Genomic DNA, 13,114 nt, shown 5'->3' on the forward strand with positions numbered 1-13,114 from the left:
AATTCTAAGTGATGCCGAGTACCTTTACAATGACGCGTTTGCGACGCTGTCCATCGAACTCGGCATAAAACACGCGCTGCCACGTCCCAAGATCGAGGCGGCCGTCTGTTACGGGCACGGTCGTTTCGTGATGCAGAAGAAGCGATTTAAGATGAGCGTCTCCGTTGTCCTCCCCGGTCTGATGATGCTTGTAGTCCGGTCGAGCGGGCGCCAATTCTTCGAGCCATTTGCCAATATCCTCGATCAGGCCGCTTTCATGATCATTCACGTAAACCGCGGCGGTGATGTGCATGGGAGAAACGAAGCATAGTCCGTCCTTGACTCCACTGCGCTTTACGATCTGCTCCACCTGATCGGTAATGTGCACAATCTCGCGGCGCTCTTTAGTTTCAAAGATCAGATACTCAGTATGGCTTTTCATGGTTTGGCTCCTGCCAGCGAGCTGGCCGTTGGCGGCGTGACGCTCTAGCCTTATCCTAAAGAAAGGCGTGACCGGAATGAGCTCAAACGAAGCAGAACGCCTATCCCAGGATGGGCTCAATCAACTGGCTGCGGGTTCCGCAGCTGAAGCAGTTCATAGCTTTCGAGCGGCTATTTCCGCTGATCCCAACTACTTTGAGGCGCACCACGGGCTCATTCGGGCCTTGCGCGATGCTGGACGGATTGAACAATCAGTGGCTGCGGCACTCGCACTTACCGCGTTGACACCGAACGATCCCCTGGCCCACACTGCGCTGTCCATCTCTCTACAACAGGGCGGTCACGTTCCAGAAGCTGAAGCGGCGGCAGCGCGAGCGCGAATCTTGGAGTGGAAGTCTCAACTTCAAAGATCAACCGACCCGGACGATCTGCGGTGACGAAGCAATCACGGCACGATCCTGGCCGGCGATTGCGCAGGATGCACGATTACCTCGAGCGGGCTTATGGACCCCAGCACTGGTGGCCCGCAGAAACAACTTTCGAGGTAATCCTTGGCGCCTATCTCACGCAGAACACCTCGTGGAAAGCGGTAGAGGTATCGCTTGCCAATCTCCGTAATGCCGAGGCGCTCACGATCGAGGGGATTCGAGATACCTCCGTTGAAAGGTTGCAGGATCTGGTTCGTCCTTCGGGCTTTCACACGCGCAAAGCGCCGGCGCTCAAGGCCTTCGTCACAATGCTCGATGCCGAATTCGACGGTTCACTTGAACGGCTGGCGGCGGGTCAGACTGCGGCCATACGCAATCGGCTGCTTGCATTGCCCGGCGTAGGTCCTGAGACGGCCGACGCCATTCTTCTCTACGCCCTTAACCACCCGGTTCCTGTTGCGGACGAGTACCTCGGCCGGATTGCGACCCGGCATAAATTGATTTTTCCAGAACCCGCGAAGAATCGAAGCGGATACGAATCCCTCGTTCAACTCACCCGCAAGGCTTTCTGCCACGACCCAATTGAAATACAGGCGAAGATGTTCAACGATTTTCATGCGCTGACAGTCGCCGTCGGCAAAGCACACTGCGGTAAAACGCCGAGTTGTGAAGGATGCCCCCTGGCTGACGATTTGCAGTATGTCCAAAAAGCCATGAAGCACCATTGACTCCAAACTTCTCGGTCATCAGCTCTCGCCACTAAGTTTTTCGCAAATGACAGCAAGGGCTCACTCTGGTGGGAGTGAGCCCTTGCTGCTTTCTACGCGATCGGGGGAACGCGTACAACCTTCCAACGTTAATTGACGCTCAGGATGGTCGATCCCGGAGTGCCATTCAAAGTCGCCGTAACGCTCGTCTGTCCATGGGTGACGCTGGATGCGACGCCCTTCTGATTTACCACCGCAACAGTCGGCGCGGACGACGTCCACGTTGCAATTGAAGTGATGTCCTGGGTTGAACCATCGCTGAACAGCCCGCTCGCAGCAAATTGTTGCAGGGCGCCGAGCGCGATGGTTGGGTTTGCCGGGGTTACGGTGATCGATTGAATTGTCGCATTCGAAACCGTCAGTGTCGCTGTCGCCGGCGTCTGACCGTTGACAGAGCCGGTGATGGTTACAGATCCGGCAGCTATTCCGGTTGCGATGCCTTGCCGGTTGATCACTGCATCCTGGTAATTCGAGGTTTGCCAGCGAGCAGATGCTGTTAGATCTACCGTGGTGACGCCGTCACTCAGCGTGGCAGTCAGTGCAAAGGGCACCGTAGTACCCATTGCAACCGTTGCCGGAGACGGAGTGATCGCAAGTGACTGTATCGTCATCGACGTGATATTGACGTTGGTTTGGCCGGTGATCCCATTGAGCCTGGCATACACGACCACAGGTTGATTTGTAGCTTTCTTGGTGCGCAGAACGCCGCTCCCGTTGACCATCGCATACCGGGCTGAGCTGGTATGCCATGACACTCCGGAGAGCACGATCTGCGAACCATCGCTGAAAGTGCCAATCGCTGTCAGTTGCACCTTTGAATGCGGTGGCACAGTTGGACTGTCAGGCGTGATCTTGATTCCCACCAGGGTCGCTGTCGTGACAGTCAGCGTTGCCGAACCGCTTATGCTGCCCGACGTGGCAGTAATCGTCGTAACGCCAGCGCTGATACCGTTTGCCAGACCGCCTGCGTTGATCAATGCAAACGACGCATTCGACGAGCTCCAGATCACCTGCGATGTCAGGTCCTGCGTGCTGTTGTCTGTGAAGACTCCGGTTGCCGTGTACTGAACGTTGCCGTTGATGCCGACCACCGTCGACACTGGAGTTACAACGATGTTCGACAGGGTTGCCGAAGTCACCGTCAACGAAGCCGTCGCCGTCATCGAATCGAAAGCAACCGTGATTGTCGCCTGCCCCGGCGTAAATCCAGTCGCCAGTCCGTTGGAGTCAATTCCGGCAACCGAAGGCAGAGATGACAACCAGGAGAGTCCGGCCGTCACAGGCTGGATGCTTCCATCGCTGTAAACCACGTTCACGGCATATTGCTGCGTGGTCCCGCTGGCAATCGAGGCAGTCGCAGGTGTGATCTGCAGCGACTCCGGTACAGCAGAGGTGATGTAAACGGTGGTGGTATTCGTCATGCCACCGTAGCTTGCGGTAATCGTGACCGGGTTGTTATTGCTGTTTGCAACTCCCGTAACGATGCCAGTGTTTGGATCAACAGATGCAAGTGTCGAATCGGACGACGACCAGGTCGCGTTCGTGATGGTCTGCGTGCTGTTGTCACTGTAAGTGCCAGTCAGCGCCAACGGGTATTGACCACCAACCGGGATGTACTGGCCGTCAGGGGCAATATCGATCTCAGTCAAAACTGCCGCCGTCACCGTGAGAGCCGCCATTCCAGGCGTAGCTGTTCCGGAACTTGCCGTAATCATTGCCGCGCCCGTGCTTACACCAGTAGCGAGGCCTGTCTGGTCGATCGTGGCAAAGTTTGTGGCGTTGGAACTCCATGTCACGCTGTTGGTGATGTCGGTCGTGCTGCCATCTGAGAAAATACCGTTCGCAGTAAATGCTTGTGTCTGGCCTGTTGCGATGGATGCCGTCGCGGGAGTCACCATGATGGACAACAACAATGCGGAGGTCACAGTGGCAACAGCCGACCCTGACTTGGATCCAATCGTCGCCGTGATCGTTGAACCGCCCGCTGCCACGCCCGTCACCAATCCCGACGAACTAACCGTCGCATACGCGGTGCTCGCAGCGGTCCAGGTAGCCTGGCTGGTCACGTCGCTCGAAGTGCCATCGCTGTAAACGCCCATTGCAGATAACTGCTTGCTCTGGCCGGACGCTATTGTGAACGCGACTGGCGCAACGGTGATCGACACAAGCGAAGGAGCGTTCACCACTACATTGCCTGTCCCCGAAACGCCGCTCATGGATGCCGTCACGGTGACCGACCCAGCCTTGAGGGCAGTCAGAAGACCGACGCTATTCACCACCGCTACGGTCGAGTCCGACGATCCCCACACCACCTGCGTGGTGATCGGCTGCGTTGTGCTATCCGAAAACACTCCGGTCGCGGTAAGTTGCTCGGTGCCACCGGACGCCAGAGAAGGAGAAGGCGTTCCTACATTGATTGATGTGAGGACAGCAGAGCTGACTGTGACACTTGCATTACCAGTAACCGAACTCATCGTTGCAGAAATCGTCACCGATCCTGCTTTCAGGGATTTCAACATTCCTGAACTGCTGACCGTGGCGATGGTGGAATCAGAACTCTGCCAGGTCACCTGGCTGGTGATTGCCTGCGTACTGCTATCTGTGTACGTCCCCTCTGCGGTAAGCTGCTCGCTCACGCCGGCAGCCACCGGGGAGCCGCCCGAAATAGAAATCGAAGAAAGGGCCGCGCCGTTCACCGTCACCGTCATGGTGCCGCTAACCGAACCCTGGGCTGCAGTCGCGATCACCGACCCTGCCTTTTTGCTGGTCAGGAGGCCGGTGGCGCTGGCCGTCGCTACAGTGGCGTCTGAGGTTGACCACGTCACACTCGATGAAATGTCTTTGATGGTTCCATCGCTGTAGTTGCCTTGGGCGACTAATTGCAAAGAAGCCCCCGCGGCAACAGATGTGACGGCATTCTTGCCGTAAACCGTGATCGAAGCAAGGGTCGGGGTTCCATTCGAGCTCTGGGAATTCGACTTGCTGCTGCCGCCGCCACAACCTGAGAAACCAAGGCAAAAAATCAAAATCGTGCTCAACAAGACGCCTAACTTCTTCATAGCGCGAACCTCTTCCTCTAAATCATTCATTGCATGTCCGTCTGCGCATTCCTGCCAAAGCGTCACTGGACGCTCAGCGGCCCGGGGGAAACGCCATATCGTCGTTTATGAAGTCCAACGACGATTGATCGCGATCCGACTGCTTATGCGCGCGGGGATTGCAGCGCAGTTATTGGAAGCGGAAGGGAAACCTGTTACACAATCTCCGTACTTCGCAACGATTCCCAGTCTGAGAGGCTCTCATATGCCGGGTAAATACAACCTTGGTGTATCGGGACTGACTTGGTAATAGCACGATAAGTGAATCACTTACCCGGACCTCGTCAAATCCTCTGGTGTTCGGCACAATCGAACCTCGAAAGCCATGTATCGCAATTTTGCGATAGATCATTTTCGAGAACGATAGATCGTAGTTACAGTACTTAAGTAAGTTCGAATGGAATTCGGGAAAAATCGAACCTTGTTTTCGAACCTCATCAAGAGTAAGGCCGATTCGTTTGAGTCATGGACAATAAATAGTTTCTGTCCTTACGAGAGTCATCAACACGTATTGCTTAAGAGATATAGTGATTAGGCATTTTGCCGCGAAGGAATTGTTGCACAATGTCCACCAGCCAGAGGAAAGCACGAGAATACCCTCTACTCGGGCGCGTCTAGTTACAATTTTGCCGCTTCATTCTCCGACGTCCGCGAATATCGAATAACTTCGACACGAGACATCGCAATCAGGCCTTCTTCGACCATGACGTCTAGATGGGGAATCAGCTTTTCGATCTGCTCCTCACGGTCGATCACAGTTAGCATCATGGGCGCATCTTTTGAGAACATCCAATGACTGGCATGATGAATCCGCGTGCTGGCACCATATCCTTCGATGCCTCGATACACGGTGGCACCGGCCATCCCCAGTTCCATACATTTGGCGACAATCGCTTCGTGGAGTGGCTTGCCCTGCCATTTGTCGGCTTCGCCGAAGTGAATGCGCAACATGCGAGCTTGAAATTGGTCTTTCATCATTGAGCCTCTGCTCACACTGAAGCACTTCCTGCGCCGTTCGCAGACTCGTCTGTATTCAGTGCGCGGTAGGAATACTTGATGATGTCCACATCTGATAGAACGACCAGCCCCTCTTCCACCATCTGATCGACCAGTGGGAGAAAGGATCTCAGCCTCTCCTCGGTATCGACAGTCGAAAGCATAATGGAGCAATCGTGCGACATGTGCAGAGCCTTGTCCTTGTGCATGCGCCGGTTTGCGCCGTAGCCGAGGATCCCCCGGTAGACGGTGACGCCAGCGATATCGTTAGCTCGCATAGCTTCGACCAAGGCTTTATAGAGTGGCTTGTTTTTCCACTGATCGGATTCACCGATGTAAATGCGCATCATCTTCGCCTTGCCCTCTATCTTCAAATGCGCAGGAGGAGTAGCGTTCTTCGGCTTGGAAACTTGAGCGGGCTTAGCCAGGGTAGTTTCCTGAATCTCAATCATTCCGCTGCCAGCCAACTCTTCCAGCTTTCCAAGAATCTCGTTAACCTTCTCCATCGATTCGATAAATTCGATCTTCAACGGAAGATGGTCTGAAATCTCGACGGTGCTGGCGGAGTGCATGTGGTGATCTGCGCCGAAGCCGGCGATTCCCTTCATGACAGTTGCGCCGGAAACGCCGCGATAAAAGAGAAAGTCGAGGATGCTCGAATACGTGGGAACCCCGTGATGCTTCGACCCCTCGCTCAGATAGATGGAAACTTTCATGGCCTTTCCTGCACTCAACATACGTCCTCCCTCAGGAATGCAACGCGTCGCGAGACAAGAAATTCAAGTGCACGAGACGGTGCTCCATCCGGCTCTAGCTCATTTTGGTTCGGCGCTCAGATGTTTCAGTTCTTGCGCCAATTGTTGGGGATAGTCTAGTCGCGCCGACTGTGCTCAAGCGCCGCGGTAACCCCCGCTGAGCGGCGAGGGATCTCATCCTCCCACAAGAAGGAAGAATGACCGGGCACCGCCCACAGGAAAAGCCCCCAAGTTTGGGGGCTTTTTGTACCATTCGTTGTGATCGTTCAGTGACTTGACTTGCCGCCACCAAAACAAGAATAAGTTCTTTGTTTTGTATGGCGGGGACGACGGGGCTCGAACCCGCGACCTCTGCCGTGACAGGGCAGCGCTCTAACCAACTGAGCTACGTCCCCAGAATGAATCTGGAAAACCGTTGCCGGTGCGCGGGTCAGGAGTGCAGCACTCACTTCACCTTTGCGCGGCCGGATTCAAGGCAGAATCCAAGCTGCGTTTCGCTTCCGCAACATCATTGAGTGTATCAGAAAAGAGCCACTGCAATGCCGTACGGCACGGGCATTTCTCCAGCGGCATGGACCCCGATCCCGTTCAATCCAAAAAACCTGTCAACGCAAAGCTTCGATCATCTACGCTGCATTTATGAAACGACCTCGAGTCCGGCACCTGATCGTTTTGCTGAGCTTAATATCCTTCACTTCCCTTCTTGCTAGCGCACCGATAGGTTCGGATGCTCGCGCACGCGAACTTATGCAGCTGCTGCGCCTTTCTGTGCTGCCGAAGGAGTCAGGATATCTTGGTCTGATCGGAGAATCGGCGCAAAGGGTTCAAATGGATGGGCGCTCCCTGCGTGTTCAGAGCCAGGTGTACTACATGCTCACAAGCGATCGGCCGGTCAACTATCTTCACTGGCTCGCGCCCGACGATACGCACATCCTCATCGAAGGCGGCCCGGTCGATTACTTCATCTTTCATCCCGATGGCCATGTTGAAAAGATCGTTTTAGGCAGGGATGTGGCAGCCGGCGAACGGCCCGTAGTAGCGGTTCCAGGAGGATGCTGGAAGGCTCTCCGTCTACATGCAGGCGCGAGGTACGCGCTCATGGCCAATGCGCTTTCGCCCGAGTTCACCCCAGACCGCGTCAAAATCGGTGAAGGATCCGCGTGGGTCAAGCGCTTCTCAGGAGCAGCCCCGTGGGCCACACCTGAAAACTTGCGCGCACTGATCGGCCCGAACTGGGTTCCTTAAGCTGTCCACGCTGCAACGGGGCGATTTCCGCGCGCAGCTGCTGTGAATCCCATGTCCATCGAGATGCCACGGACGCATTGCAGCAGATGGTTGGCGATGGAGGGTAGTTTCTGCGCCGTTACGCGAAACGACGGTCCAGAGACACTGACCGCTGCCACAGGCTGACGTTGCGCGTCGAGTAGTGGAACCGCGATGCAGCGAAGACCCTCTTCCAATTCCTCGTCATCGACGGCATAACCGCGGCGGCGCGTTTTTTCGATCTCTGTGCGCAACGCCTCCGCATTGGCAATTGTCCGATGCGTGAACTTTTCAAACCGCGTCCGGCGGATGATTTCGTTGATCCGGTCCTCAGGGAGAAAAGCCAGCATCGCTTTGCCCACAGAGGTGCAGTGCACCGGGTTGCTCGAACCAACACGGGTGATCATGCGCACCGAGCGCGCCGGCTCGATCTTGTCGATATAGATAACTCTCGCCTGCTCAAGAATGCAAAGGTGCGCGGTTTCCTCTGTTTCGGCCACCAGGCGCCGAAGGTGGGGCTGGGCACGCTCGCGAAGATCATATTGCTCGATCGCACGATTCCCAAAATCAAAGAGCCGCAGACCAAGCCGGAATTTGCCGCTCGTGGTGCGCTCCACCATGCGGTGCCGCTCCAGAACCATCAGGAAGCGGTGGGCTGTGCTTTTGTGGAGTTGCAGCGATGAGGCGACTTGCGCAAGTCCTAGGGGAACCTCGCTCTCTCCCAGCAAATCAAGTACCGCAAAAGCCCGGTCCAGCGCTTGAACTTTATAAGTCCCTTGAGGGGCAGTGTCTCGCATTTTGGTCCTCTATTCCGTCTATAAAGACAATTCTAGTCTCTCAGGATATGGGACTAGAGTCAAGAAAATGGGACGAATCTCTCCAGAACGAGACGGAAGACTCTTTAGCGATTAACACACGGGCAATGTAATGAATGGGATACCTACGCCGGAACCTCGTCCCCTTCGCCGGGAGCAAGGAACAGATTCTCTTCGAGGCCGTGCTGACGAGTGTAGAGATCGTAGTATCGTCCACCCAACGCAAACAGCTCCGCGTGGTTTCCGCGCTCTACAATTTTTCCCTGCTCCACAACCAAAATCTGGTCGGCCCGCCGGATTGTCGATAGCCGGTGGGCAATCACAAACGTCGTCCGTCCCACCATCAACTGATTCAATCCTGCCTGAATCATTGCTTCTGACTCGGAATCGAGCGAACTTGTAGCCTCATCCAAGATCAGAATCCTCGGCTGGGCCAGCAGAGCCCGCGCAATTGAAAGCCGCTGCCGCTGTCCGCCGGATAGCTTCACGCCGCGCTCGCCGACGATTGTGTCGTAACCATCCGGAAAGCGCTCGGCAAATTCATCGACACGCGCCGTTCGGCAGGCAAAGAGGAACTGCTCCTCGGTAGCATCCGGACGGGAAAACATGATGTTCTCGCGAATCGATCCGTCAAATAGAAACGAGTCCTGCAGCACCACGCCCAGTTGGGACCGGTACGTATTCAGATCTACACTGGCCAAATCGATTCCGTCCACCAGCACCTGCCCGCTGGTTGGTGAGTGGAATGCGCAAATCAGGCTGATGACCGTCGACTTGCCCGAGCCCGACGAGCCCACCAGGGCGGTCACTGTTCCCTGCTCCGCTTCAAAGCTGATTCCGTGTAGCACGGGCTTGTCCGTTTCATAGGCAAACTCTACTTTGTCAAAGCGCACATTGCCTTCGATGGACGGCATCTTCAATTTGCGCTTGGGATCCTGATTCTCTTCGAGCTCAGCCATGATTTCGCGGGTGCGGTCTAACCCTGCGAAAGCTTCAGTAAGTTGAGTTCCAATGTTTACGATCTGAAAGATCGGCATGACCATGATGGCCAGAAACATGTTGTAGCTGAAATAGTCGCCGACGGTCCAACTGTGGCTCAAGACCGCGTGGCCACCTAGCCACATCACCAGCGCTGAAACCATTCCCAGCACAGTGGTTGATGCGGATCCAAGCACGCTGGTCAGTGTCAGCGACTTCATCACGTTCGTCAGCAGTCTTTCTACGCCGACTCCGAAGACACTCGCCTCGCGCTCTTCGGCGTGGTAGCCCTTAATCACGCGAACGCCGCCGAGAGACTCAGTCAGCCGGCCTGTGACTTCCGCGTTGATTTTGGCTCTCTCACGGAAAATGGGCCGGATCTTTTTGAACGCATATTGCAGGACGAATACGAACAAGCCCACAACAGAGAAGACTGTCAGAGTAACAAGAGCGCTGCGATGCAGCAGATAGACAAATGCCAGAACTGCGGTGAGCAGGCCGCCTACGAATTCCACGAGCCCGGTGCCCACCAGATTTCGGACACCTTCCACGTCAGACATGATGCGCGCTACTAAAGTGCCGGTCCGGTTCTCGTCGTAGTAAGCAACAGACAACAATCCAACATGCCGTTGCACTTGGCGTCGCATCTCGGCAATCAGCCTTTGGCCGGCTTTCGAAAGCAATTGCGTCAATGAGAAAGACGTGATTGCCTGAACGATCATCGCGGAAAAGACCAGAGCGATAATCTTTGGCAGCAGTTCAGGATGGGGATTGGTCGGCGAAAGAACCTTGTCCAGCAAAGTCTTGGATGTATAAGGAAGCACCAATCCTGCAACGCGGTTGACGGCCATCAGTGCCATCCCCGCAACCAGTAGACCTTTACGTGGCGCTATCAGCGCCTTGATCTCCGGCCAAAGTGCCTTGAGATTCGGCTTGCGCTTCGGCACCTCGGTTGCGCGAGCCCGAGCGCTGCCACCACGCGGCGACCTCTCCGCGCTGTGTGCCAACCCCATTCCACCGCCGCGCATTGTGCTCATCTGTTAAACCTTCCCCGAACGGCGCGCGGCAATAAAAGACCGCACGCACAAGACCACGTAAAGCAGCAACAAACCAGTCATTGTCAGCTTTGAGGCCAGCGCAATCTCATCTAGTTGAAGTCCCGCAGACTTTGCATGCACATACCCGCGAACAGCTTCGATTGCCCCGCCGACGAAACCAACAAGCCCGATTGTCACGTTGATGTGCATAAAGAGTTTGCGTCGAGACTCGCTCGGGCTGATTGCTAACAAGCCGCCTACTCCCAGCGCGACGCCAAACCACGTGGGAATTAGCGCCGTCACGTGCTGGGCGCCCGTCCCAAAATATCCGGCCAGACCAAGTGCAATTGAAAGAAGAGCAAAGACCAGTGTGACTTTTGCCAAGCAAAAACCTCTCCTTGAGGCTGAGGTCAAGAATACCAGTCTTGTAGATGCCGGTCAGTGCCGTCTTGATTCCGAGAATCGGTTTAGCTAGCGTTGAATACGCGCCGAAGCACCCTGCGCAAACGCCCGCACCTGATCGAGAGTCGCCATGGTTGTATCGCCCGGGAACGTGGTCAACAGCGCTCCGTGCGCCCACCCCAGCTTCAGGGCATTTTCAGGTGATTCGCTGCTTAACAGCCCATAGATGAATCCAGCCGCGAATCCATCCCCGCCGCCTACGCGATCCAGTACTTCCAGTTCTGCAGTGGGAGCGGTAAAGGTTTTGCCCCCGATCCACGCCACCGCGCTCCAGCTGTGCCGGCTGGTGGAGTGAACCTCGCGCAAAGTCGTCGCCACGATCTTAACGTGCGGCAACTTCTTAACAACCTCGTCCATCATGCCGAAAAATACGCTGGGATCGAGCTTCGACTTTGCCGCCACTTCCGGCCCTGGAATGCCTAATCCCTTTTGCAGGTCTTCCTCGTTCCCCACGAGCACGTCTACATTCTCGACGATTCGTGCGATGGTCTCGACCGCGCGCTTGTCCCCGCCATGAATCTTCCAAAGCTTCTCGCGGAAGTTCAGGTCGAATGAAGTAACCGCGCCTGCAGCCTTCGCTTCCCGCATCATCTCCGCGGCAAGTTCCGCTGTCGTTGCAGAGAGGGCCGCAAAGATGCCGCCGCTATGAACCCAGCGCACACCTCCGGCAAAGATCGCCTTCCAGTCGAAGTCTCCCGGCTTCAGGCGAGCGGCCGCTTCGTTGGCTCGATTGTAAAAAACTACCGGTCCCCTCAAACCAAACCCGCGATCGCTATAGACAGTCGCCATGTTCGGGCCGGAGACGCCATCATGCTTGAAGTGCTTGTAGATCGGCTTTACACCCATCGCGAGCACGCGCTCCGCGATGAGATCACCAATCGGGTAGTCCGACATCGCCGAAGCAATTGAAGTCTTGAGCCCAAAGCAATTTGAAAGATTCGCAGCAACATTAAACTCGCCACCGCTTACATGAATGTGGCATTCCGTTGCCTTTCGAAACGGGATAATCCCCGGATCGAGCCGATGCACCAGCGCTCCCAGCGAAAGAAAATCTATCGCGCCATCGTTAGGAATCTTCAAGTCATCGGCCATGTTCTCATCGCTCCTCTGCATCCCGTCCGCTACGTCCGATCGGCTGAAACTTCTATGCTCCCAGTGACTGCTTCACATCTGCAACGACCTGCTCAGGCGTCCACTCGTTTCCCTGATAGAACTTCAACACTTTTCCATCCCGACCGATCAGCGTTGTTGACAAAGTGTGCGTAATCGTACCGTCTGACGCATCGGTCATCCCCACGTTGAAGAACTTTGCCATCTCTGTCAACACCGGCTTCTCTGGCACCGCAAAGTCCCAATGCGCAAATGCAGTCGGCGCGTCCGTTCCCATGTACTGCTCACCGTACGCTTTCAGCCGGTCCGGGGTATCGTGCTCCGGATCGAAGCTCACGCAGACCAGATGCATCTTACCCTTAAGTGCCGGATCAGCGGCAAGCTGCTTGTCAATTACCGCAAAATTCCGCGTCACCAGAGGACAGAAATTCGGCAATGGGCATCGCGTGTAGATGAAAGTGATGAGGAGTTCTTGGCCACGAAACTGGTTCAGGTGTATCGCCCGCCCATCCTGATTGCGCAGTTTGAAATCGGGCACCGCATCGCCCCCAGCCGGAACGTGATAGATCACAGCGGGTCTGTAATCGGGCCTGCCCTGGGCAACAATAACGATATGATCCAACAGCACCGTGGCATCGTCGCCCTGCGATACCAGAACATCAGCGGTAATGACGTCGCCGGGGTGCAGCTCGCTGAGGATGCTCGCATCCTTCAGCTTGTAGGGCATCGTCATCGCATCCATATAACCGGGGATCGCGTCGTGGTTCAGCGTGACTTCGCCGGTCGAAGGATTGGTGGACATCACCTTACCACGCAATTTGTAGACTTTGTAGGAAGAGGTCTGCGCGGAATCTGCCACCCCGTTCTGCTGGCGATGGCACCCTGAAAATAGCGCTGTTCCGATAACTACACAAACAAACAGTTTCCGTATCACCCCTTAGTTTACAACCTGCCATGTTTCCCACAGACTCCACGCGTTTCGCTC

General features: G+C 55.6%; 12 protein-coding genes and 1 tRNA gene. 3 read left to right on the top strand and 10 right to left on the bottom strand.

Features of this window, described 5'->3' with window-relative positions; genetic code table 11:
• Nucleotides 1-4 precede the first annotated feature (4 nt).
• On the bottom strand, nt 5-421 hold the full coding sequence (locus P8935_RS18140; RefSeq protein WP_348261711.1) for a secondary thiamine-phosphate synthase enzyme YjbQ: 417 nt from the start codon (nt 419-421) through the stop codon (nt 5-7).
• Nucleotides 422-497: 76 nt separating this feature from the next.
• Here P8935_RS18140 and P8935_RS18145 point away from each other — a divergent pair, with 76 nt between their 5' ends.
• Both P8935_RS18145 and P8935_RS18150 read left to right on the top strand, forming a co-directional pair.
• The gene (locus P8935_RS18145) at nt 498-857 is read left to right on the top strand and encodes a tetratricopeptide repeat protein (protein ID WP_348261712.1); all 360 of its coding nucleotides are present in this window, start codon (nt 498-500) and stop codon (nt 855-857) included.
• A gap of 41 nt (nt 858-898) precedes the next feature.
• Nucleotides 899-1,576: a base excision DNA repair protein gene (locus tag P8935_RS18150; protein ID WP_348261713.1), complete on the top strand. Its 678-nt coding sequence runs from the start codon at nt 899-901 to the stop codon at nt 1,574-1,576.
• 128 nt (nt 1,577-1,704) lie between these two features.
• Here the strand turns inward: P8935_RS18150 and P8935_RS18155 are convergent, their stop codons facing one another.
• The 4 genes from P8935_RS18155 to P8935_RS18170 all read right to left on the bottom strand — a co-directional run bounded on the left by P8935_RS18155 (nt 1,705) and on the right by P8935_RS18170 (nt 6,859).
• Nucleotides 1,705-4,674 (bottom strand): Ig-like domain-containing protein, encoded by a 2,970-nt coding sequence (locus tag P8935_RS18155; RefSeq protein WP_348261714.1) that lies wholly within the window; start codon nt 4,672-4,674, stop codon nt 1,705-1,707.
• Between the two features lie 657 nt (nt 4,675-5,331).
• Nucleotides 5,332-5,691 carry a DUF190 domain-containing protein gene (locus tag P8935_RS18160; protein WP_348261715.1) on the bottom strand — a complete coding sequence of 120 codons (360 nt, stop codon included), beginning with the start codon at nt 5,689-5,691 and terminating at the stop codon, nt 5,332-5,334.
• 11 nt (nt 5,692-5,702) lie between these two features.
• Nucleotides 5,703-6,425, bottom strand: a complete 723-nt coding sequence (locus P8935_RS18165) for a DUF190 domain-containing protein (protein ID WP_348261716.1) — start codon at nt 6,423-6,425, stop codon at nt 5,703-5,705.
• Between the two features lie 357 nt (nt 6,426-6,782).
• Nucleotides 6,783-6,859: transfer RNA gene (locus P8935_RS18170), tRNA-Asp, on the bottom strand.
• A gap of 352 nt (nt 6,860-7,211) precedes the next feature.
• On the opposite strand from P8935_RS18170, the gene P8935_RS18175 reads away from it, so the two are divergent.
• Nucleotides 7,212-7,709, top strand: coding sequence for a cupin domain-containing protein (locus P8935_RS18175; RefSeq protein ID WP_348261717.1), 498 nt, complete (start codon nt 7,212-7,214; stop codon nt 7,707-7,709).
• On the opposite strand, the gene P8935_RS18180 is transcribed toward P8935_RS18175, so the two are convergent.
• From P8935_RS18180 to P8935_RS18200, 5 genes are all read right to left on the bottom strand, one after another.
• Nucleotides 7,706-8,524 carry an IclR family transcriptional regulator gene (locus tag P8935_RS18180; protein WP_348261718.1) on the bottom strand — a complete coding sequence of 273 codons (819 nt, stop codon included), beginning with the start codon at nt 8,522-8,524 and terminating at the stop codon, nt 7,706-7,708. The two genes, P8935_RS18175 and P8935_RS18180, sit on opposite strands and share 4 nt — an antisense overlap.
• 143 nt (nt 8,525-8,667) lie before the next feature.
• Nucleotides 8,668-10,557 carry an ABC transporter ATP-binding protein gene (locus P8935_RS18185; RefSeq protein ID WP_348261719.1) on the bottom strand — a complete coding sequence of 630 codons (1,890 nt, stop codon included), beginning with the start codon at nt 10,555-10,557 and terminating at the stop codon, nt 8,668-8,670.
• 3 nt (nt 10,558-10,560) lie between these two features.
• The gene (locus P8935_RS18190; RefSeq protein WP_348261720.1) at nt 10,561-10,941 is read right to left on the bottom strand and encodes a hypothetical protein; all 381 of its coding nucleotides are present in this window, start codon (nt 10,939-10,941) and stop codon (nt 10,561-10,563) included.
• Nucleotides 10,942-11,028: 87 nt separating this feature from the next.
• Nucleotides 11,029-12,111, bottom strand: a complete 1,083-nt coding sequence (locus P8935_RS18195) for a PfkB family carbohydrate kinase (protein WP_348261721.1) — start codon at nt 12,109-12,111, stop codon at nt 11,029-11,031.
• A 52-nt stretch (nt 12,112-12,163) separates the two neighbouring features.
• A complete protein-coding gene (locus tag P8935_RS18200; RefSeq protein WP_348261722.1) occupies nt 12,164-12,988 on the bottom strand; it encodes an SCO family protein in 825 nt (274 codons plus the stop codon).
• Nucleotides 12,989-13,114 lie beyond the last annotated feature (126 nt).

Origin of the sequence: Telmatobacter sp. DSM 110680, from assembly GCF_039994875.1 — a bacterium.
In the GTDB taxonomy this organism is placed as follows: Bacteria; Acidobacteriota; Terriglobia; order Terriglobales; family Acidobacteriaceae; genus Telmatobacter.

Excerpts from the sequence above, each read along its gene's own strand:
- P8935_RS18195 (WP_348261721.1), bottom strand. The coding sequence starts at position 12,111 with ATGGCCGATGACTTGAAGATTCCTAACGATGGCGCGATAGATTTTCTT.
- P8935_RS18175 (WP_348261717.1), top strand. The coding sequence starts at position 7,212 with ATGCAGCTGCTGCGCCTTTCTGTGCTGCCGAAGGAGTCAGGATATCTT.
- P8935_RS18140 (WP_348261711.1), bottom strand. The coding sequence starts at position 421 with ATGAAAAGCCATACTGAGTATCTGATCTTTGAAACTAAAGAGCGCCGC.
- P8935_RS18145 (WP_348261712.1), top strand. The coding sequence starts at position 498 with ATGAGCTCAAACGAAGCAGAACGCCTATCCCAGGATGGGCTCAATCAA.
- P8935_RS18185 (WP_348261719.1), bottom strand. The coding sequence starts at position 10,557 with ATGAGCACAATGCGCGGCGGTGGAATGGGGTTGGCACACAGCGCGGAG.
- P8935_RS18165 (WP_348261716.1), bottom strand. The coding sequence starts at position 6,425 with ATGAAAGTTTCCATCTATCTGAGCGAGGGGTCGAAGCATCACGGGGTT.
- P8935_RS18150 (WP_348261713.1), top strand. The coding sequence starts at position 899 with ATGCACGATTACCTCGAGCGGGCTTATGGACCCCAGCACTGGTGGCCC.
- P8935_RS18180 (WP_348261718.1), bottom strand. The coding sequence starts at position 8,524 with ATGCGAGACACTGCCCCTCAAGGGACTTATAAAGTTCAAGCGCTGGAC.
- P8935_RS18155 (WP_348261714.1), bottom strand. The coding sequence starts at position 4,674 with ATGAAGAAGTTAGGCGTCTTGTTGAGCACGATTTTGATTTTTTGCCTT.
- P8935_RS18160 (WP_348261715.1), bottom strand. The coding sequence starts at position 5,691 with ATGATGAAAGACCAATTTCAAGCTCGCATGTTGCGCATTCACTTCGGC.